The organism is Streptomyces sp. NPDC004539, assembly GCF_040610055.1.
GTDB lineage: Bacteria > Actinomycetota > Actinomycetes > Streptomycetales > Streptomycetaceae > Streptomyces.
Map to the genome: position 1 here is coordinate 274825 of NZ_JBEXLS010000004.1, position 20620 is coordinate 295444.

The 20620-nt window shown below is 72.6% G+C and carries 17 protein-coding genes; 4 read left to right on the forward strand and 13 right to left on the reverse strand.

Going from position 1 to position 20620, the window contains the following annotated elements:
- Nucleotides 1-31: 31 nt before the first annotated feature.
- A complete protein-coding gene (locus ABZX85_RS10705; protein WP_355864783.1) occupies nucleotides 32-3229 on the reverse strand; it encodes a PDZ domain-containing protein in 3198 nt (1065 codons plus the stop codon).
- Nucleotides 3230-3358: 129 nt separating this feature from the next.
- On the opposite strand from ABZX85_RS10705, the gene ABZX85_RS10710 reads away from it, so the two are divergent.
- Nucleotides 3359-3727: a hypothetical protein gene (locus ABZX85_RS10710; protein WP_355864786.1), complete on the forward strand. Its 369-nt coding sequence runs from the start codon at nucleotides 3359-3361 to the stop codon at nucleotides 3725-3727.
- Between the two features lie 34 nt (nucleotides 3728-3761).
- Here ABZX85_RS10710 and ABZX85_RS10715 read toward each other — a convergent pair whose 3' ends face one another.
- The 4 genes from ABZX85_RS10715 to hrcA form a co-directional block, all read right to left on the reverse strand.
- Nucleotides 3762-4508 (reverse strand): 16S rRNA (uracil(1498)-N(3))-methyltransferase, encoded by a 747-nt coding sequence (locus tag ABZX85_RS10715; protein ID WP_355864789.1) that lies wholly within the window; start codon nucleotides 4506-4508, stop codon nucleotides 3762-3764.
- Nucleotides 4508-5617, reverse strand: a complete 1110-nt coding sequence (locus ABZX85_RS10720; RefSeq protein ID WP_355864791.1) for a nitronate monooxygenase — start codon at nucleotides 5615-5617, stop codon at nucleotides 4508-4510. Before ABZX85_RS10720 ends, ABZX85_RS10715 begins: the two co-directional genes overlap by 1 nt.
- A gap of 201 nt (nucleotides 5618-5818) precedes the next feature.
- Nucleotides 5819-6955: a molecular chaperone DnaJ gene (gene dnaJ, locus ABZX85_RS10725; RefSeq protein ID WP_355864794.1), complete on the reverse strand. Its 1137-nt coding sequence runs from the start codon at nucleotides 6953-6955 to the stop codon at nucleotides 5819-5821.
- The gene (gene hrcA, locus ABZX85_RS10730) at nucleotides 6956-7972 is read right to left on the reverse strand and encodes a heat-inducible transcriptional repressor HrcA (RefSeq protein WP_355864797.1); all 1017 of its coding nucleotides are present in this window, start codon (nucleotides 7970-7972) and stop codon (nucleotides 6956-6958) included.
- A gap of 121 nt (nucleotides 7973-8093) precedes the next feature.
- On the opposite strand from hrcA, the gene ABZX85_RS10735 reads away from it, so the two are divergent.
- The gene (locus ABZX85_RS10735) at nucleotides 8094-8954 is read left to right on the forward strand and encodes an MBL fold metallo-hydrolase (protein WP_355864800.1); all 861 of its coding nucleotides are present in this window, start codon (nucleotides 8094-8096) and stop codon (nucleotides 8952-8954) included.
- 41 nt (nucleotides 8955-8995) lie between these two features.
- Nucleotides 8996-9814 (forward strand): DUF3097 domain-containing protein, encoded by an 819-nt coding sequence (locus ABZX85_RS10740; protein ID WP_355864803.1) that lies wholly within the window; start codon nucleotides 8996-8998, stop codon nucleotides 9812-9814.
- Nucleotides 9815-9820: 6 nt separating this feature from the next.
- Here the strand turns inward: ABZX85_RS10740 and hemW are convergent, their stop codons facing one another.
- From hemW to lepA, 4 genes are all read right to left on the reverse strand, one after another.
- On the reverse strand, nucleotides 9821-11053 hold the full coding sequence (hemW, locus tag ABZX85_RS10745) for a radical SAM family heme chaperone HemW (protein WP_355864806.1): 1233 nt from the start codon (nucleotides 11051-11053) through the stop codon (nucleotides 9821-9823).
- Between the two features lie 89 nt (nucleotides 11054-11142).
- Complete coding sequence (locus tag ABZX85_RS10750; protein WP_355864809.1) at nucleotides 11143-13041, reverse strand: SpoIIE family protein phosphatase; 1899 nt, start codon at nucleotides 13039-13041, stop codon at nucleotides 11143-11145.
- 270 nt (nucleotides 13042-13311) lie between these two features.
- On the reverse strand, nucleotides 13312-15189 hold the full coding sequence (locus ABZX85_RS10755; RefSeq protein WP_355864812.1) for an AMP-binding protein: 1878 nt from the start codon (nucleotides 15187-15189) through the stop codon (nucleotides 13312-13314).
- A gap of 221 nt (nucleotides 15190-15410) precedes the next feature.
- Nucleotides 15411-17279 (reverse strand): translation elongation factor 4, encoded by a 1869-nt coding sequence (gene lepA, locus ABZX85_RS10760; RefSeq protein ID WP_355864815.1) that lies wholly within the window; start codon nucleotides 17277-17279, stop codon nucleotides 15411-15413.
- A 222-nt stretch (nucleotides 17280-17501) separates the two neighbouring features.
- On the opposite strand from lepA, the gene rpsT reads away from it, so the two are divergent.
- Nucleotides 17502-17768, forward strand: a complete 267-nt coding sequence (rpsT, locus tag ABZX85_RS10765; protein WP_010355388.1) for a 30S ribosomal protein S20 — start codon at nucleotides 17502-17504, stop codon at nucleotides 17766-17768.
- A gap of 240 nt (nucleotides 17769-18008) precedes the next feature.
- On the opposite strand, the gene ABZX85_RS10770 is transcribed toward rpsT, so the two are convergent.
- The 4 genes from ABZX85_RS10770 to ABZX85_RS10785 form a co-directional block, all read right to left on the reverse strand.
- Nucleotides 18009-18407 (reverse strand): nuclear transport factor 2 family protein, encoded by a 399-nt coding sequence (locus ABZX85_RS10770; RefSeq protein WP_355864819.1) that lies wholly within the window; start codon nucleotides 18405-18407, stop codon nucleotides 18009-18011.
- A gap of 73 nt (nucleotides 18408-18480) precedes the next feature.
- Nucleotides 18481-19095 carry a maleylpyruvate isomerase N-terminal domain-containing protein gene (locus ABZX85_RS10775; protein WP_355864822.1) on the reverse strand — a complete coding sequence of 205 codons (615 nt, stop codon included), beginning with the start codon at nucleotides 19093-19095 and terminating at the stop codon, nucleotides 18481-18483.
- A gap of 195 nt (nucleotides 19096-19290) precedes the next feature.
- Nucleotides 19291-20277 carry a DNA polymerase III subunit delta gene (holA, locus tag ABZX85_RS10780; protein WP_355864825.1) on the reverse strand — a complete coding sequence of 329 codons (987 nt, stop codon included), beginning with the start codon at nucleotides 20275-20277 and terminating at the stop codon, nucleotides 19291-19293.
- A gap of 82 nt (nucleotides 20278-20359) precedes the next feature.
- The gene (locus ABZX85_RS10785; protein ID WP_355864828.1) at nucleotides 20360-20605 is read right to left on the reverse strand and encodes a hypothetical protein; all 246 of its coding nucleotides are present in this window, start codon (nucleotides 20603-20605) and stop codon (nucleotides 20360-20362) included.
- Nucleotides 20606-20620: the final 15 nt, after the last annotated feature.

Below are 20620 nucleotides of genomic sequence, written 5' to 3' on the forward strand. Positions count from 1 at the left end.
ACCTATTCACCGTCGATCCACCGTCCCCGTTTCAGGAAGGCAAGGAAGGCGCCACCCGGGCCGGGCTCTCCGCCAGCCCCTCCAGTGCCAGCCGTATCGCGGCGTCCAACTGCACGTCCACCCCGGCGACGTAGTCCTGAGGTCTCACCACGACCTCCACATCGGGGTCGACCCCGTAGTTCTCGACCCCCCACTCGACGCCCTCCAGCCAGATGGCGTACTTCGGCTGGGTGACGAGCGTCCGGTCCACCAGCCGGTACCGGCTGTCGATCCCGATCGTCCCGCCCCACGTCCGCGTCCCCACGACCGGCCCGATCCCGAGCGCCTTGATCGCCGCGTTGACGATGTCCCCGTCGGACCCGGAGAACTCGTTGGCGATGGCGACGACGGGCCCCCGGGGCGCGTCGAGGGGATAGCTGGTGGGCCGGGTCCCCCGGGCGACGTCCCAGCCGACGACCTTCCGCGCGAGCTTCTCGACGACGAGCTGGGAGGTGTGCCCGCCCCGGTTCTCACGGACGTCGACGAGCAGCCCCTCGCGCGCGACCTCGACCCGGAGGTCGCGGTGGATCTGGGCCCACCCGGGCGCCTGCATGTCGGGCACGTGCAGATACCCGAGCCGTCCCCCGGACGCGGCATGCACATAGGCCCGCCGGTCGGCGACCCACGCGTGATAGCGCAGCGCCTCCTCGTCGGTGACGGGGACGACGACGGCATGCCGGACCTCACCCCCGTCGGCGGGCGAGACGGTCAGCTCGACGGCCTTCCCGGCGGTCCCCACGAGCAGCGGTCCGGGCCCGGCGAGCGAGTCGACGGGATGACCCCCGACGGCGACGATCGAGTCCCCGGCCCGGACGGCAACTCCCGGCGCGGCGAGGGGAGATCGCGCGTCGGGGTCGGACGTCTCGGAGGGCAGCACCCGGTCGACCCGCCAACTCCCGTCGGCCTGGCGGGAGATGTCCGCGCCGAGCAGACCCTGCCGGGGCCCGGAGCCGTACCCCCGCGCCCCGACGTACGCGTGGGACGTCCCCAGTTCGCCCTGGACCTCCCAGAGGAGGTCGACGAGGTCGTCGTGGGTGGCGACCCGGTCGAGGACGGGCCGGTAGCGGTCGAGGACGCCGGCCCAGTCGGCGCCTCCCATGTCCTCCCGCCAGTAGTTGTCCCGCATGAGGCGCCCGGCCTCGTCGTACATCTGCCGCCACTCGGCCCCGGGGTCGACGGTCTGGCGGATGCGTCCGAGGTCGACGGTGACGTTGGAGTCGCTGTCCTCGTCCCCGGAGGCCCGCCGGTCGCTGGGGACGACCTTCAGCTTGCCGTCGGTCCACAGCAGCAGCCGCTTCCCGTCGCCGCTGACCTCGAACCCGTCGGCGTCGTCGGCGAGATGCTCGACCCGCCGCCCGGCGAGGTCGTAGCGCTCCAACTCCGTGGTGGGGGCCGGGTCTTCGGGGGTCGCCCGGGAGGAGCCGAGGACGCCGCTGACCGGGTGGCGCAGCCACAGCAGCCCGTCCTTGGCGGCCTTCAGCGAGGAGTAGCGGCCGGCCTCGACGGGGAACGGCACGATGCGGTCGGCGAGCCCGTCGAGGTCGATGCGGGTCGCGGGGGTGCCCTCGCTGTCGGGCGTCTCCTCCTTGTCGGGCGCCTCGAAGGCGCGGCCGTGGCGCTGGGGGCCGAAGGGGGAGGGGGTGGTCGCGGCGAGGGTGATGAGGTGCGGGCGGGCCCCGGCGAGGAACGACAGGTCGAAGACGTGCTGGTCGTAGACGGGGTCGAAGGCGCGGGTGGAGAGGAACGCGAGGTGCTTGCCGTCGAGGGTGAAGGCGGGCGCGTAGTCGCGGAAGCGCAGCGGGGTCGCCTCGGTGACGGACAGGTCGGTGGTGTCGGCCAGCATCAGCTGGCTGAGCGGGTTCGGGCCGGGGTGGGACCAGGCGAGCCAGCGCGAGTCGGGCGAGAACACCAGGTCGCCGACGTCGCCGTCGGCGCTGCGGACGACCTCGCGGACCTCGCCGCTCTCCCGCTCGACGAACAGCAGACGGCCGTCGTGCGAGGCGACGGCCGCGCGGCTGCCGTCGGGGGCCATGGCCAGCTCCAGGACCCGGCCGAGCGCGCCGCCCGCGACCCGGCGCGGGGCGGCGTCCGGGGCGAGCCCGGTGGCGGGCGCGAACTCCAGGGCGTCCTCGCCCTCCGCGTCCGTCACCCACACGACCCACTCCTCGCCCTCCGCCGTACGGAAGGTGCGCGGCAGCCGGGCCCGGACGCCCGGCTGCGCGGCGAGCGCGCGGGCGGGTCCGGCCCGGTGGGTGACCCAGTGCAGTCCGCCGCGGACCTCTACGGCGCTGCCGCGCGCGGTGTGGTCGGGCGCGGCCTCGCCGAGCCAGCCGGCGGGGACGAGCGGGCGGGGCCGGCGGTCCATGCGCTGGCCGCCCAACCGGACGTCCAGCGGGCGGGGTTCGGCGCCGTCGAGGTCGTCGAGGAGCCACAGCGCACCGGCCGACGCGTACACCAGCCGGGTGCCGTCGCCGGTCGACTGGCGTGCGTAGAAGCCGTCGAGGGGGGTGTGGCGGCGCAGGTCCGAGCCGTCGGCCAGGGAGGAGTAGACGGCGCCGGTGCCCTCGTGGTCGGAGAGGAACGCGATGCGCTCGCCGGTCCACACCGGTGACTCCAGGTTGCCGTTCAACTCCTCGTGGAGCCGCACGAATTCACCTTCGCCGTCCCGGTCGATCCACAGCTTGCCCGCCGTGCCGCCCCGGTAGCGCTTCCAGTGCGCGGCCTCGCGGCCGTGGCGGGCGGAGAGGAGGACCGGGTGCGGGCCGTCGAGCGCGAGGTCGTCGACGAGGCCGTACGGCAGGGTCGTCGCCGGTCCGCCGTCGAGGGGGACGGCGCGGGCCCAGCTCCGGGAGCGGGACGCCTGGTCGTGGGTGGAGACGACGAGGACCTGCCCGTCGGACGTCCAGCCGCACACGCGCGTGGACGAACTCCCCCAGTACGTCAGCCGGTCGGCGGGCCCGCCCTCGACCGGCGCGACATGGACCTCCCGGGCCCCGTCCCGCGTCGAGGCCCAGGCGACCCTCGTCCCGTCGGGGGATATCCGGGGAGCCGTGACGGGCGTGTTGTCGGCACTCACCCGCCAGGCCCGGCCACCGCCGAGCGGCGCGAGCCAGACGTCGTCCTCGGCGGCGAAAGCCACCAGGTCGCCATGCAGATGCGGAAACCGGAGATACGCGGCAGGCTGGGTCACCGGCTCACCCTATGCAGGGAACGCCCGAAGAGACACCGCTTTCGGATCACTCCCCGGCATCGGCCGGGCACGCCCGCCACCCCGGTAAATCAGCGGACAGCCGCCTGCCGGACCACGAGGATGGCGGCCATGCGCCTGCGGAAGATGACGACGCCGGACCGGACGTACCGCTGGTCGGTCCACCACGTCCACCGTGCTCGTACCACCGGCCTCCCCTGCCAGGAGGTCCTCACCCTGCACCGGGACGGCGTCCGGGTGCGGTTCGTCTTCGAGGAGGGCACGGGCCGCTGGATTCAGGGCAGCGGCTACACCGACCACTCGGGCTCGGTCAGCACGGCCCAGCACTACCTGAACCTCCATCTCCCGTCCGTGGCAAGGGCGTTCGCGGACGAGTCGGAGTGCCGGAACCTGTTCCGGGCGGACACCGAGCTGAACGGCTGGGAGCACCTCCCGGCGGTGTCGGACCGGGTCGACCAGACGCTGCCGGCGCGGAGTTGACCCCGCCACACGACCCACCCGGCGGCCGACTCCCCTAGGACCAGCGCCCCGTCCGCCCCAGCACCAGCGCCCCCGCCGCCGTCCCCGCCGTGGACGTCCGCAGGACGCTGCGCCCCAGCCGGCACGTCACCGCGCCCGCCTCCTCGAAGAGGGCCAACTCCTCGGGGGAGACGCCGCCTTCGGGGCCGACGACGAGGACGATCTCGCCGGTGGAGGGGAGGTCGAGGGTGGCGAGGGGGGCGCTGCCGTAGCCCCGGTCCTCGTGGAGGACGACGGCGAGGTCGGCGCCCGCGAGGAGCGCGGCGACCTGCTTGCCGCTCGCGAGGTCGGCGACCTCGGGGAAGCGCACCCGGCGCGACTGCTTGCCCGACTCCCGTGCCGTGGCACGCCACTTGGCGAGCGCCTTCTGCCCGCGCTCCCCCTTCCACTGCGTGATGCAGCGCGCGGCGGCCCACGGCACGATCGCGTCGACCCCCACCTCGGTCATCGTCTCGACGGCCAACTCCCCCCGGTCGCCCTTGGGAAGGGCCTGGACGACGGTGAGGCGCGGCGCGGGAAGCGGTTCCTCGGTGACGCCGGAGAGGCGTACGGTCAGCCGGTCCTTGCCCTCCGCCGCGACGACCGCCCCCTCGGCCCAGCGCCCGGCCCCGTCCGTGAGGACGACCGACTCGCCCGCCTGGAGCCGCTTCACGGAGACGGCGTGCCGCCCCTCGGGCCCGTCGAGGACGAACTCCGCCCCGACGCCGCCGAGTTGCTCGACGACGAAGACCGGAGCGGTCATCAGGCCACGCCCCCGTCGGCGGTCGGCGCGTCGTCCGGCAGCGGTGCCGTCTCGGCCAACGCGGTCCGCGCGGCGTCCAGTTCGGCCGCGAGCAGCTCGACGAGGTCCCCGGCGGGCAGCTCCCGCGCCATGCGGTGACCCTGGCCCGCCCACAGCGCCATGCCCTGCGCGTCCCCGGCCTTCGCGGCGGCCTTGCGCAGCGGCGAGGTCAGGTGGTGGATCTCCGGGTACGCGGCGGGGGCGTACGGGCCGTGCTCGCGCAGGAACCGGTTGACCAGGCCGCGGGCGGGGCGGCCGGAGAAGGCGCGCGTCAACTCCGTACGCGCGAAGAGGGGGTTGGTGAGGGCCTGCTTGTGGACGGCCGCCGCGCCGGACTCCGGGGTCGCGAGGAACGCGGTGCCGAGCTGCGCGGCGGAGGCGCCGGCGGCCATGACCGCGGCGATCTGGGCGCCGCGCATGATGCCGCCCGCGGCGATCAGGGGCAGCGAGACCGCCTCGCGGACCTGGGTGAGCAGGGCGAGCAGGCCGACGCCCGCACGGTCGTTCTCCGGGTTGTCGCGGTGCGTGCCCTGGTGACCGCCCGCCTCGACGCCCTGCACGATCACCGCGTCCGCGCCCGCACGCTCCACGGCGACGGCCTCCTCCGGGGAGGTCGCCGTGACGAGGGTGTACGTCCCGGCCCGCCGGAACCTCTCCAGCACCTCGGGGCTCGGGGCGCCGAAGTGGAACGACACGACGGGTACGGGGTTGTCGAGGAGGACGGCGAGTTTGGCCTCGAAGCCGTCGTCCCGGCCGCTCTCGGGGTCGCCGAGCTCGGTCTCGTACCAGGTGGACTCGCCGGCGAGCTGGTGCGCGTACAGCTCGACCGCGCCCGCCTCGGCGTACTCCGGCTGCGGGAGGAAGAGGTTCACCCCGAACGGCCGCGAGGTCTGGCCCCGGACCTGTTTGATCTCCTCGTACATGCCGTCGGCCGTCTTGTACCCGGCGGCGAGGAATCCGAGCCCCCCGGCCTCGGACACGGCCGCAGCCAGCCGCGGCACGGAGACCCCGCCCGCCATGGGGGCCTGCACGATCGGGAGCGGGCAGAGATCGGTCAGTTCGGAGGACATGACCGCATGTTGTCACGTCCCCCGAACAACCTCGAACCGACCCCACGTTTGGCACATGCCAACAGGATCAAGGCCGAGCCGAAGCCGACTCAGCGCCCGTTGAACGCGTCCTTCAACCGCGAGAACAACCCCTGTTGCCCCGGCTGACCGTGTCTGTCCGGGGGCCGACCCCCGGACCCCCAGCAGTCCGCTCAGCTCGCGTCAGCGCCCGTTGAACGCATCCTTCAACCGCGAGAACAACCCCTGTTGCCCCGGCTGGAACTGCCCCGTGGGCCGTTCCTCGCCGCGCAGCTTGGCCAGTTCGCGCAGGAGGCGTTCCTGTTCGGGGTCCAGCTTCGTGGGGGTCTGGACCTCGACGTGGACGATGAGGTCGCCCCGGCCGCCGCCGCGCAGATGCGTGACGCCGCGGCCGTGGAGCGGGATCGACTGGCCGGACTGGGTGCCGGGCCGGATGTCGACCTCCTCCATGCCGTCCAGCGTCTCCAGGGGCACCTTCGTGCCGAGGGAGGCCGCTGTCATGGGGAGGGTGACCGTGCAGTGCAGATCGTCGCCCCGGCGCTGGAACATGGCGTGCGGGAGTTCGTGGATCTCGACGTAGAGGTCACCGGCGGGACCGCCACCGGGCCCGACCTCGCCCTCACCGGCGAGCTGGATGCGCGTGCCGTTGTCGACGCCGGCCGGGATCTTGACCGTCAGCGTCCGCCGGGAGCGGATGCGGCCGTCGCCCGCGCACTCGGGGCACGGCGTCGGCACGACCGTCCCGAAGCCCTGGCACTGCGGGCACGGCCGGGACGTCATGACCTGGCCGAGGAAGGAGCGGGTGACCTGCGAGACCTCGCCGCGACCGCGGCACATGTCACACGTCTGCGCGGTGGTGCCGGGCGCGGCCCCCTCGCCGTTGCACGTGTTGCAGACGATCGCCGTGTCGACCTGGATGTCCTTGGTCGTACCGAAGGCCGCCTCGTCGAGGTCGATCTCCAGGCGGATCATCGCGTCCTGGCCGCGCCGGGTCCGCGAGCGCGGGCCGCGCTGGGACGCCGTCCCGAAGAACGCGTCCATGATGTCCGAGAAGTTGCCGAAACCTCCCGCACCGAAGCCGCCCGCGCCCCCGCCGCCGCTCTGCGAGAGCGGGTCGCCGCCGAGGTCGTAGACCTGCTTCTTCTGCGGGTCCGACAACACCTCGTAAGCGGCGTTGATCTCCTTGAACCGCTCCTGGGTCTTCGGGTCCGGGTTGACGTCCGGGTGCAGCTCGCGCGCGAGCCGGCGGAACGCCTTCTTGATCTCATCCTGCGACGCGTCACGGCGCACGCCGAGGACGGCGTAGTAGTCCGTGGCCACTTACGACTCCGCCAGGATCTGTCCGACGTACCTCGCCACTGCGCGTACCGCTCCCATCGTTCCCGGGTAGTCCATGCGGGTCGGTCCGACCACGCCGAGCTTGGCGACTGCCTCGCCGCCCGAACCGTAGCCGACCGACACGACGGACGTGGAGTTGAGTCCCTCGTAGGCGTTCTCGTGCCCGATGCGCACGGTCATGCCCGAATCCCCCGCCTCGCCCAGCAACTTGAGGAGCACGACCTGCTCCTCAAGGGCCTCCAGGACGGGCCGGATGGTGAGGGGAAAGTCATGTCCGAAGCGGGTGAGATTGGCGGTTCCGCCGATCATCAGCCGCTCCTCGTTCTCCTCGACGAGCGTCTCCATCAGCGTGGAGAGCACGATCGAGACGGTGCCCCGGTCCTCGGGGTCGAAACCCTCGGGGAGGTCCTCGACGAGCCGGGGGACGTCCGCGAACCGGCGGCCCGCGACCCGGCTGTTGAGCCGCGCGCGTAGATCCGCGAGCGACTGCTCCCCGAACGGCGCCGGGCAGTCCAGCAGCCGCTGCTCCACCCGGCCCGTGTCCGTGATCAGCACGAGCATCAGCCGCGCGGGCGCGAGCGCCAGCAGCTCGACGTGCCGGACGGTGGAGCGGGTGAGGGAGGGGTACTGGACGACGGCGACCTGCCGGGTGAGCTGCGCGAGCAGCCGTACCGTGCGCGCCACCACGTCGTCCAGGTCGACCGCGCCGTCCAGGAAGTGGTGGATCGCCCGGCGTTCCGGCGCCGTCATCGGCTTGACGCCGGCCAGGCGGTCGACGAACAGCCGGTAGCCCTTGTCGGTGGGGATGCGGCCGGCGCTGGTGTGGGGCTGGTGGATGAAGCCCTCGTCCTCCAGGACGGCCATGTCGTTGCGCACGGTCGCCGGGGAGACGCCGAGGTTGTGCCGCTCCGTGAGCGCCTTGGAGCCGACCGGCTCCTCGGTCCCCACGTAGTCCTGGACGATCGCGCGCAGCACCTGGAGCCTGCGTTCACTCAGCACCGCGCACACCTCCAGTTGTCCGCCCCTGGCACTCTCCCCTGACGACTGCCAGTGTACGGCGGTCGGGTGCCACAGGGGCAAGGTCGTCCCCGTCGCCGCATGGTAGGGCTAGCGTCTCTGTATGACGGTGACTTGGGAAGAGCTGGGCTGGGAGCGGCTGTCGGATCGAGTCGGACGCGTGCGGCTGCCCGGCTGGGACTGCACGGTCGGCCTGGTGGCCACCCCGACCGGCGCCCTCATGATCGACGCGGGCTCCAGCCTCCCGGAGGGCACCCGCCTGCGCACCGAGGCCGCCCACCTCACCGGCGTCAATGTGACCCATCTCGCCCTCACCCACTCCCACTTCGACCACGTCCTCGGCGCGGCGGCCTTCCCGGAAGCGAAGGTCTTCGCGGCCTCCCCCGCCTACGATGCCGCCGAACTCACCACGGACGCCGTCCGCAACGGCCTCCCCCCACACCTCGCCGAGGAGGCGACGGCCAGGCTGATCACGCCGGATCATGTGGTGAGGGGTACGTGGCAACTGCGGCTGGGAGGAACCGGGGACGGGGACGATGCCGGCGGGCCCGGCGCGGAGGCGGTCGCGGGTGCGGACGACGGCGGCGGGCCCGGCGCGGGCGGGGTCGCGGTCGGGAAGGCCGTCCCCGCCGTGTACGCCCCCGAGCCCCTCGCCCCCGTCGACGTCCTCCTCGCCCGCCTCGGCCCCGCCCACTCCCCCGACGACCTGGTCGTCCTCGTCCGCCCCGAAGTCCCCGGCTCCCCTCCCGTCGTCTTCTGCGGCGACCTCGTGGAGGAGTCGGGTGAGCCGCAGGCGGGGCCGGACGCGGTGCCCGGGAGGTGGCCGGGTGTGCTGGACGCGCTGCTGGAGCTGGGCGGGGCGGACGCGCTGTACGTCCCCGGTCACGGAGCGGTCGTGGACGCGGAGTTCGTCCGGCGCCAGCGCGACGCTCTGCGCGAACGCTTCGGCGTGTCGCACGGGTGAAGACGGGACCGTCCCCGCGCGCTTCTCCTATCGTCATCCGAATGCGCCAGTACTCGACGGACCTGACCCCTCCCTGGAAGAAGAAGCAGGCCCCCGCCCCCGAGATCCCGGCCGACCCCGGCCTCGTCGTCGAGGAACCCGGCACCGGATTCTGCGGCGCGGTGATCCGCTGCGAGGCGGGCACGGTCACCCTGGAGGACCGCTTCGGCAAACACCGCGTGTTCCCGCTGGAACCCCGCGGCTTCCTCCTGGAGGGCCGGGTCGTCACCCTGGTCAGACCGTCCGCTCCGGCCGCCGCGGCGCCCGCCCGCACCGCCTCCGGTTCGGTCGCCGTCCCCGGCGCCCGCGCCCGCGTGGCCCGTGCGGGCCGCATCTACGTCGAGGGCCGGCACGACGCCGAGCTGGTCGAGAAGGTCTGGGGCGACGACCTCCGCATCGAGGGCGTCGTCGTCGAGTACCTGGAGGGCGTGGACGACCTCCCCGCGATCGTCGACGCCTTCGCCCCCGGCCCCGACGCCCGCCTCGGCATCCTCGTCGACCACCTCGTCCCCGGCACGAAGGAGTGGCGGATCGCCCAGTCGGTCACCGGCGACCACGCCCTGGTCGTCGGCCACCCGTACATCGACATCTGGGAGGCGGTGAAGCCGTCGTCCCTCGGTATTACGGGTTGGCCCAGGGTCCCGCACGGCCAGGACTGGAAGACCGGGGTGTGCCGGGCCCTCGGCTGGCCCTCGGAGAACACCGGCGCGGTGTGGCAGGCGATCCTGAAGCGGGTGACGTCCTACAAGGACCTGGAGCCGGAGCTGCTGCGCTGTGTCGAGCACCTCATCGACCATGTGACCGCGCCCCCGGAGGGGTGAGGGCGGTCAGTCGACCAGGTCCCTGACGACCGCGTCCGCGAGCAGCCGCCCGCGCAGCGTCAGCACGGCCCGCCCCTCGTCGTACGGGCCCGCCTCCAGCAGCCCGTCCCCCAGCGCGCGGTGTGCGGCGGCGGCGCCCTCCTCGCGCAGGAGGCTCAGCGGGACCCCTTCCCGGAGCCGGAGTTCGAGCAGGATGCGCTCGACCCGGCGGTCCTCGTCGGAGAGCAGCTCACGCCCCGCGCCCGGTGATCCGCCGCCCGCCAGGGCTCCCGCGTACGCGCCGGGGTGTTTCACGTTCCACCAGCGCACGCCGCCGACGTGGGAGTGGGCGCCGGGACCCGCGCCCCACCAGTCGGCGCCGCGCCAGTACAGCTCGTTGTGGAGGCAGCGGGCCGCGTCGGAGGTGGCCCAGTTGGAGACCTCGTACCAGGAGAACCCGGCGGCGGAGAGGGTCTCCTCGGTGATGAGGTAGCGGTCGGCGTGGACGTCGTCGTCGGTCATGGGCACCTCACCGCGCCGGATGCGGCGGGCGAGCTGGGTGCCCTCCTCGACGATCAGGGCGTACGCGCTGACGTGGTCGGGACCGGCGCCGAGCGCGGCGTCGAGGGAGGCCCGCCAGTCGTCGTCGGACTCGCCGGGCGTGCCGTAGATGAGGTCGAGGTTGACGTGCTCGAACCCGGCGGCGCGGGCCTCGGCGACGCACGCCTCGGGGCGGCCGGGGGTGTGCGTGCGGTCGAGGATCTTCAGGACGTGCGGCCGGGCGCTCTGCATCCCGAAGGAGACCCGGTTGAACCCGCCCGCCCGCAGCGCGGCGAGGTAGGCGGGGTCGACGGTCTCCGGGTTCGCCTCGGTGGTGACCTCCGCGCCGTCCGCCAGCCCGAACTCCTCCCGGATCGCCGCGAGCATGCGTACGAGGTCGTCGGCGGCCAGCAGCGTCGGCGTGCCCCCGCCGACGAACACGGTCCGCACCTCGCGGGGATCGTCTCCGAGGACCTTCCGGGCGAGGCGGATCTCGTCGATCAGGGTGTCGGCGTAGTTGTCCCGGGACGCGAGGACGCCTCCCGTACCCCGCAGCTCGGTCGCGGTGTACGTGTTGAAGTCGCAGTACCCGCAGCGCGTGGCGCAGTACGGGACGTGCAGGTAGAAGCCGAGCGGCCGGTCCCCGGCCCCGGCGAGCGCGGCGGCGGGCAGCGCGCCGTCGGCGGGGACGGGTTCACCGTCGGGAAGTACGGAAGGCATGCCCCCATTGTCCCGCACCCCGTAGTACCCGAGAGCTACCCCGGCCGCCCGCCCTCGGCCGCGCCCCTCACCCCCGTAGTACTCCTGAGCTACTCGGCCTGGAGCACCAGCAGCGCCAGGTCGTCCTCCGGCGGCCGTGACCCGAACCCGTGGACGAGGTCCCGGATCTGCTCGGCGATCTCCTTCGCGCCGTACCCCGCGCACCCCGCCAGCGCGATCGCGAGTCCGTCGTCGTCGTCGAACTGCCGCCCGCCGTCCCGGCGTTCGGTGACGCCGTCGGTGACGCACAGGAGGCTGTCGCCGGGCAGCAGGTGGAGGACCTCGCTGGTGTAGGTGGCGTCCTCGACGACCCCGATGAGCGTCTGGGGCTGCGCGACCGGGCACACGCTGCCGTCGGGCCGCAGGAGCAGCGGCAGCGGGTGCCCGGCGGAGGCGAGGGTGACCCGTACCCCTCCGTCGTAGGGGACCAGTTCGCCGTAGAGGAGGGAGAGGAAGCGGGTCTGGGGGCCCTCGCCGGGGCCCGCGGGGCCGACGTACGCGCGGGCGGCGGCGTCGGCGGCCTCGGTCGCGTCGTCCAGGAGGAGCTGGTTGAGGCGGTCGAGGACGTCCGCCACCCGGTACCCCTCGCGGGCCAGCAGCCGCAGCCACGGCCGGGCGAGGCCGATGACGACGGCGGCTTCCGGCCCCTTGCCCTGGACGTCGCCGACGGCGAAGCACCAGCGGCCGTCCCCGGCGGGGAAGAGGTCGTAGAAGTCGCCGCTGGGCCCGCCCTTCTCCCGGGGTTCGTAGACGAGCGCGCTGTGCACGCCGGGGATCTCGGCGACGGCGCCGGGCAGCAGCCCGCTCTGGAGGACGGCGCTGATGGTGACCTGCCGCGCGTACTGCCGGGCCGCCCCGATCGCGAGGGCGACGCGCCGGCTGAGGTCCTCGACGAGGCCGGTGACCTCGTCGGGGAACCGCTGGAGTCCGCAGCGGCCGATGACGAGCGTGCCGAGATGGCGTCCGCCGGCGACGAGCCGGTAGGCGAGGGCGGTGCCGGGCGAGCCGAGGGCCTGGACGGGCCAGGGGTGGGCGTAGGGCTGGGTGCCGACGGGCCGGCCGGTATCGGGGGGCCGCGGCGGCAACTGCTCCAGCTCCCGCCTGAGCGCCTCCAGGCACCCTTCGCTGCCGTGCCAGACCCGGGCGAGCCGGGTGCCGGCCCCGATCGTCTCGTCCTCCAGCCAGACCGCGCACCAGTCGGCGACCCTCGGCACGAGGAGCTGGCCGGTGAGGGAGGCCACGAGGTCCTCGTCGAGCTGCCCGGCGAGCAGGTCGGACGCCTCGGCGAGGAAGGAGAGCGCGCCGCGCCCCAGCCAGTCCCGCTCGTCGGGCCCGCCCTGCGGTTCGGGGGCGAGCGCGACGGCGAGCCCGAGCGAGGGCAGCGGCGCGAGCACGGAGACGGGCCGCCGGACGCCCTCCTCGGCCCCGCACGCCTCGCAGCGCTCCACCCCGCCGCACTCCCCGCACCCCTCGCCCTCCCCGAGCCGCGCCCACACCGTCTTCCCGTCCCTGCGGTACGTCACCCCCCACTCCATGGCGAGCGCGGTGACGAGCCTCAAGCCCCGCCCGTACTCGGCGGGTTCGTACGACGGCTCCGGGTCGCCGTCCCGCAGGGTCCGCGAGGGGTGCCGGTCGGAGACCTCGACGACGATGTCGTACGGCCCTCCCGGGCCCTCCCTCGGCTCCTCCAGCCGGCAGCTGACCTCGACGTCGGTGCCGGCGTGGACGACGGCGTTGGTGACGAGTTCGCTGAGGACGAGCACCGCCTCGTCCCCAGCGCGGGCGGTGGCCCGGCGGCCCGCAGCGGCCCACTCCTCGATGGCCCGCCCGAGCAACTCCCGTGCCGTGCACGGCGCGAGGGCACTGCCGGGCAGGGTCGCGGCGACCCTCGTCGCCCGGCGCGCGCGAGCGATCGGGGTCGACTCCCGTTGCGTCGGAATGGTCCCCATGAGCGGCTCCCCTCCCCGAGCAGTTGGTTCGCGTACACCTCGGCCGACCCAGACAGGGTGACAGACCGACCACACCCATAAGCGCCGAGTTACCGAACTGGGTCGTCATGAGTGAGAACAGTGCTGTGCGCGTGCTCGAAGAGGGCCCAATTGAGGACGGGATTCGAGCATCTGCCCCATCTCCCCCGCGCACGGCGCACAGAGGAGCCCCCTGCCGGGCGACCGGCAGGGGGCTGCTCAACGCGTGCCGGGAACCCGGCGGGGGGCCGTCTACGCCTCGCGCGTCCCCGCGTACATCTCGTCCAGCAGCTCCTTGTACGACCGCTCCACCACGGGCCGCTTGAGCTTGAGGCTGGGGGTGATCTCGCCGTGCTCGACGTCGAGATCGCGGGGCAGCAGGCGGAACTTCTTGATGGTCTGCCAGCGCTGGAGCCCGGCGTTCAGCTCGTCGACGTACCCCTGGACCAGCGCGACCGTGGCCGGCGCGGCGACGACCTCGGCGTACGACTTGCCGCCGAGCCCGTTCTCCCCGGCCCAGCCGAGGAGGGACGGCTCGTCGAGGGCGATCAGCGCGGTGCAGAAGTTCCGGTCGGCGCCGTGCACGAGGATGTTGGAGACGTACGGGCAGACGGCCTTGAACTGCCCCTCGACCTCGGCGGGCGCGATGTACTTGCCGCCGGACGTCTTGATCAGGTCCTTCTTGCGGTCGGTGATCTTCAGGAAGCCGTCCGGCGAGAGCTCCCCGATGTCCCCGGTGTGGAACCAGCCGTCGGACTCCAGCACCTCGGCGGTCTTGTCGGGCAGCTTGTGGTAGCCCTCCATGATCCCGGGGCTGCGCAGCAGGATCTCCCCGTCGTCCGCGATCCTGACCTCGGTGCCGGGCAGCGGCTTGCCGACCGTCCCGGTCCGGTACGCCTCGCCGGGGTTGACGAAGGACGCGGCGGACGACTCGGTCAGCCCGTACCCCTCAAGGATGTGGATACCGGCGCCGGAGAAGAAGTAGCCGATCTCCGGGGAGAGCGCGGCGGAGCCGGAGACGGCGGCCCGCAGCCGTCCGCCGAACGCCTCGCGGATCTTGGCGAAGACGAGGGTGTCGGCGGCCTTGTGCTTCGCGGTCAGCGCGAAGGGCGCGGTCCGGTTGCCGGTCCGCATGAAGTTGTCCTGCGTGACCTTGGCGTACTCCCGCCCGACGGCGGAGGCCCACTGGAAGATCTTGTACTTGGCCCCGCCGCCCGCACGGGCCTTCGCGGCAACCCCGTTGTAGACCTTCTCGAAGATCCGGGGCACGGCCGCCATGTACGTCGGCTGCACCACGGGGAGGTTCTCGATGATCTTGTCGACGCGGCCGTCGACGGCGGTGACGTGCCCGACCTCGATCTGCCCCGAGGTGAGGACCTTGCCGAAGACGTGGGCCAGCGGCAGCCAGAGATACTGCACGTCCTCCCCGCTGATCAGCCCGGTCGCGGCGATCGCCTTCGCCATGTAGGACCAGTTGTCGTGCGGGAGGCGTACCCCCTTGGGACGACCCGTGGTACCCGAGGTGTAGATCAGGGTGGCCAGCTGGTCCTTGGTGATCGCGGCGACCTTCTCCTCGACCAGACCGGGCTCCTTCGCCAGCCGGTCCGCCCCGCGCTTCTCCAGCTCGTCGAGGGTGAGAATCCAGTCCTCGCCGGTGTCGGCGCCGGCCGGGTCGATGACGACGACGTACGCCAGCTCGGGCAGCTCGGTGCGTTTGGCGACGACCTTGGCGAGCTGCGCGGCGTCCTCCGCGACGAGGACGCGGCTCTCGGAGTCGGCGAGGATGTACGCCGCCTCGTCGTCGTTGGTCTGCGGGTAGACCGTCGTCGTCGCGGCGCCCGCGCACATGATGCCGAGGTCGACGAGAATCCACTCGATCCGGGTGGACGAGGCGAGCGCGACGCGCTGTTCCGGCTCGATGCCGAGCCCGATCAGGCCGGCCGCGATCGCGTGCACCCGCTCGGCGGCCTGCGCCCAGCTCAGCGACTTCCAGTCGTCGGGCCCCTGACCGGACGGCGCCGGTACCGGGTACCGGTACGCCTCCGCGTCGGGCGTGGCCGACACCCGTTCCAGGAAGAGGCCCGCGACGGACGGCGGACGGTTCTCGATCAGGGTCTGTGTGTCGCTCACGACATCCTCCGGGGCCCGCGACGGTGCGGCGGTTGTGCTGCGCGGCTTTTTAACTCACGAGTAACTACCAGGCAGAGATCAGAGTAAAGGGCGTCCGGCCCGGGCGTAAGGGGTGACGGACGGTGACTTCCCCCCGATACGACACCGGTACTACCGCCGGTACGACAACGGGGCCCACCGCGCTCCCACGCGACGGGCCCCGCGCCCCGGGCCGTCCGGCCCTACTTCTTGCCCTTGCCCGACCCCGCGCTGTCGTCGCTGCTCAGGACGGCGATGAAGGCTTCCTGCGGAACCTCCACGGAACCCACCATCTTCATCCGCTTCTTGCCTTCCTTCTGCTTCTCCAGCAGCTTCCGCTTCCGGGAGATGTCACCGCCGTAGCACTTGGCGAGGACGTCCTTGCGGATGGCGCGGATCGTCTCGCGGGCGATGACCCGGGAGCCGATGGCCGCCTGGATCGGCACCTCGAACGCCTGCCGCGGGATCAGCTCGCGCAGCTTCGCGACCAGCCGGACGCCGTACGCGTACGCCGCGTCCTTGTGCGTGATCGCCGAGAACGCGTCGACCTTGTCGCCGTGCAGCAGGATGTCGACCTTGACCAGCGACGACGTCTGCTCGCCGGTGGGCTCGTAGTCCAGCGACGCGTAGCCGCGCGTCTTCGACTTCAGCTGGTCGAAGAAGTCGAACACGATCTCCGCGAGCGGCAGCGTGTAGCGGATCTCGACCCGGTCCTCGGAGAGGTAGTCCATCCCGAGGAGGGTGCCGCGCCGGGTCTGGCACAGCTCCATGATCGCCCCGATGAACTCGGTGGGCGCGAGGATCGTGGCGCGTACGACGGGCTCGTACACCTCCATGATCTTGCCCTCGGGGAACTCGCTCGGGTTGGTGACGACGACCTCGGTGCGGTCCTCCAGGACGACGCGGTACACCACGTTCGGCGCGGTCGCGATCAGGTCGAGGCCGAACTCGCGCTCCAGCCGCTCACGGATCACGTCGAGGTGGAGCAGGCCGAGGAAGCCGACGCGGAAGCCGAAGCCGAGGGCGGCGGAGGTCTCCGGCTCGTAGACGAGGGCGGCGTCGTTCAGCTGGAGCTTGTCGAGGGCCTCGCGCAGCTCCGGGTAGTCCGAGCCGTCGAGGGGGTAGAGGCCGGAGAAGACCATCGGCTTCGGGTCCTTGTACCCGCCGAGCGCCTCCGTGGCCCCCTTCACCTGGCTGGTGACGGTGTCGCCGACCTTCGACTGGCGGACGTCCTTCACACCGGTGATCAGATAGCCGACCTCGCCGACGCCGAGGCCGTCCGCGCTCAGCATCTCCGGGGAGTTGGTGCCGATCTCCAGCAGTTCGTGCGTCGCACCGGTCGACATCATCCGGATGCGCTCACGCTTGTTGAGCTGGCCGTCGATGACCCGGACGTACGTCACGACGCCGCGGTACGAGTCGTACACCGAGTCGAAGATCATCGCGCGGGCGGGCGCGTCCTTGACGCCGACGGGCGCCGGGACGTCGCGGACGACCCGGTCGAGCAGGGCGTCGACGCCGAGACCGGTCTTCGCGGAGACCTTGAGGACGTCGGAGGGGTCGCAGCCGACGAGGTTCGCCAGCTCCTCGGCGAACTTCTCCGGCTGGGCCGCCGGGAGGTCGATCTTGTTCAGCACCGGGATGATCGCGAGGTCGTTCTCCATCGCGAGGTACAGGTTCGCGAGGGTCTGCGCCTCGATGCCCTGCGCCGCGTCGACGAGCAGGACGGTGCCCTCGCAGGCGGCGAGCGAGCGCGAGACCTCGTACGTGAAGTCCACGTGACCCGGGGTGTCGATCATGTTCAGGATGTGCGTGCTGCCCGGGTCCTCGGTCGGGGCCCACGGCAACCGCACCGCCTGGGACTTGATCGTGATGCCGCGCTCGCGCTCGATGTCCATCCGGTCGAGGTACTGGGCGCGCATCTGGCGCTGGTCCACCACCCCGGTCAGCTGGAGCATCCGGTCGGCGAGCGTGGACTTGCCGTGGTCGATGTGCGCGATGATGCAGAAATTGCGGATCAGCGCCGGGTCGGTACGGCTCGGCTCGGGCACATTCTTAGGGGTCGCGGGCACGCAGGGTCCTGTCTCTTGAGGCGCCTTGTGCCTCGGGTCTGGATCGATACGTAGGTTCCATCGTCCCATGCGCGGGGACCTGGGACCGGTTTGGGCCGACCGTGTGGCCGCTGGTAGTGTGGGCGGTTGTGTCTCTTGCCCTCTCAGCGCGAGGCACACCCCAAGAAATCACCTGGTCCGGGGCTTCGCGGTCCCGTGCCTGAACCTGAAAAGGCTCAATCAGTGGCGAACATCAAGTCCCAGATCAAGCGGATCAAGACCAACGAGAAGGCGCGGCTGCGCAACAAGGCCGTCAAGTCCTCCCTGAAGACCGCGATCCGCAAGGCCCGTGAGGCCGCCGCCGCGGGTGACACCGAGAAGGCCACCGAGTACCAGCGCGCTGCCGCGCGTCAGCTCGACAAGGCCGTCTCCAAGGGTGTCATCCACAAGAACCAGGCCGCCAACAAGAAGTCGGCGCTTGCTTCCAAGGTCGAGGCGCTCAAGGGCTGAAACCCCCTGATCTGACGGAACCCGACGCGGGTTCCTCTTCGCCGGAGGGAATCGAGCGGGCCCTCTCTCATCCGCTCCCGTCCGGCACCCCGAGCCAGTACGCGGCCTGCGTTCGCCACGCGGGTACCGGCTCATTGTCGTGAACCGAGGGCCCCGGCCCCCAGCCCTTCCCCAGGGCGGGGGTCCGGGGCTTTCGGCGTACTGGGGCCTTCGGCGCACCGGGGCTTTCGGCGTCGGGGCTCAGGCCCAGAACGCGTTGCCGGCCTCGATGTCCTCGACGCACTCGTCGAGGTCCGTGATCCGGTCCCCGACGATCCGGAACACGATCCCCCCGGTCTCGTCGATCCGCCGGCCGTCCGGCCGCTCACCCGTGAACCGGTGCACGGACACCGCGTGCCCGCGCCCGTCCACCAGCACGTCCCGCACCTCGACCCGCAGGGTCCCGGCGGTCTCCGTGAACAGCCGCCCGTACATCTCGAAGATCGAGTCCAGCCCCTTGAAGTCCCCCGACAGCGGGTGGCTGCCCGGCACATGGTGCGTGCAGTCCGCCGTCATCATCCCCCTCAGCGCGTCCAGGTCCCCCCGCGAGAACGCGTCGTACCCCGCCCGAACCAGCCGAGCATGCGGATGCTCACCCATCGTGATCGCCACCTCTCGTCCACGGCGACACCGACCGACACCCCGAATTCTCCTCCTTTCCCCCTTCCTCCGCTCACTCGGGCCGTGCCGCCTGCCAGCTCCACGAGGTCTGCCGGGGAAGGCCGTCGAGCTCCCCGCGACCGGTGCACCAGAGAAGCACCCGCACGGGGTCCCCGGAGGGGGCTGCGGTGGGCAGGGCGGCGGCGGGCGGGGCGGGGCTGAGCGGGGCGGCGGGAAAAAGCCGGTCCAGCACCGCCGCGCTCAGCGACACCGGCGGCAGCCAGTCCACGGACAGGCCCCGCGTGATGTCGTGGGTGTGCAGCAGAATCTCGGCGACTCCCATCGCGGCGAACCCGCTGGGGTCGCACGGCCCCCAGTGCCAGGCCCTCACCGTCGGGTCGGCCGTGACCAGCGCACTACTGAGCAGCCCGCCGCACGCGGCGACAGCCTGGAGGACTTCGGCGGGCGGGGCGGTGGGGCGGACGTGCAGGTCGATGGGGAGGTACGCGTCGGCGGGCTGTGCCGCGAGCTGTCCCGCGTAGGCCAGGAGGTCGTGGGCGATGTGGGCGGCGGTCTGCCGGCAGGTCCAGTCGAGCGGGCCGGCCGGGACGGTCCAGTCGTCTCCGGTGCGGGGGCCGAGGACCCGCTGCATCTCGGCCAGGGCGGCGTCGAGGTCGTGATGATCCATACGGCTCCTCGCGGTCCGTGCGCCGGGGGTGGCGGGAGGGGGCTGCGCTGGAGGGGGCTGTGCCGAGAGTGGGCTGTGCCGGTCGTCGGTCCTGTGCGCCGCCGGGCAGTCGGTACGTCCGTCCGCGGCCACGCGGTACGTCCGTCCCGGTCGCGCAGTGGTCGGTGGTGGCCGGCGTCCTCGCCCCGGGCGGCCCTACCGCCCCCGGGACCTAGCGGCCTGGGCGATCACGACGACCGCTTTCTCCAGCGCGTACTCGGGGTCGTCCCCGCCGCCCTTGACGCCGGCGTCGGCCTCGGCGACGGCTCTCAGTGCGAGCGCCACCCCGTCCGGCGTCCAGCCCCGCATCTGCTGGCGGACCCGGTCGATCTTCCACGGCGGCATGCCCAGCTCGCGGGCGAGATCGGCGGGCCGGCCCCCGCGCGCGGACGACAACTTGCCGATGGCCCGCACCCCTTGGGCCAGCGCGCTGGTGATCAGGACGGGCGCGACCCCGGTGGACAAGGACCAGCGCAGCGCCTCCAGCGCCTCCGCCGCCCGCCCCTCGACGGCCCGGTCGGCGACGGTGAAGCTGGACGCCTCGGCCCGCCCGGTGTAGTACCGCCCGACGACGGCCTCGTCGATCGTCCCCTCGACGTCCGCGGCCAACTGCGAGACCGCCGAGGCCAGCTCCCGCAGATCGCTCCCGATCGCGTCCACCAGCGCCGAGCACGCCTCGGGCGTGGCCGACCGCCCGGTGGCCCGGAACTCCTGCCGGACGAACGCCAGCCGGTCCGCCGGTTTGGTCATCTTCGGACAGGCGACCTCCCGGGCCCCCGCCTTCCGCGCCGCCTCCAGCAGCGCCTTCCCCTTGACCCCGCCGGCGTGCAGCAGCACCAGCGCGATGTCCTCGACCGGCGCCGCCAGATACGCCTTCACGTCCTTGACGGAGTCCGCCGAGACGTCCTGCGCGTTCCGTACGACCAGCACCTTGCGCTCGGAGAACAGCGAGGGGCTCGTCAACTCGGCCAGCGTCCCCGGCTGCAACTGCTCCGCCGCCAGGTCCCGTACGTCCGTGTCCGCGTCGGCCTCGCGAGCCGCCCGCACGATCTCCTGCACCACCCGGTCGAGCAACAGCTCCTCCTGCCCCACGGCGAGCGTCACCGGGGCGAGGAGATCATCATCAGCACGTTTCTTGGCCATCCCCCCAAGCATGTCACGCACGACCGACACCGCCCCGCCCGCGAAGTCCTCACCGCGAGGCCGACGCCGCGAATCCCCGCGCCTACGGCTCCTCCCGCCACCCCTCCCACTCCCTCACGAACGCGTCCAGCTCCTCGGCGCCCAGCCGCTCCCCCTCGTCCCGCAGCACCACCAGCCACTGCGCGTCCTCAGCGTCGTCCTCCCCCGCCAGCGCGTCCCGCACCACCACGGGCTCCTCCCGCACCCCGAACCGCTCCCGCAGCTCCTCGACCACCTCCTCCGCGGCATCCCGATCCGGCAGCACCAGCACATGTCTCACATCGCTCACCCCCGCATTCTCCGC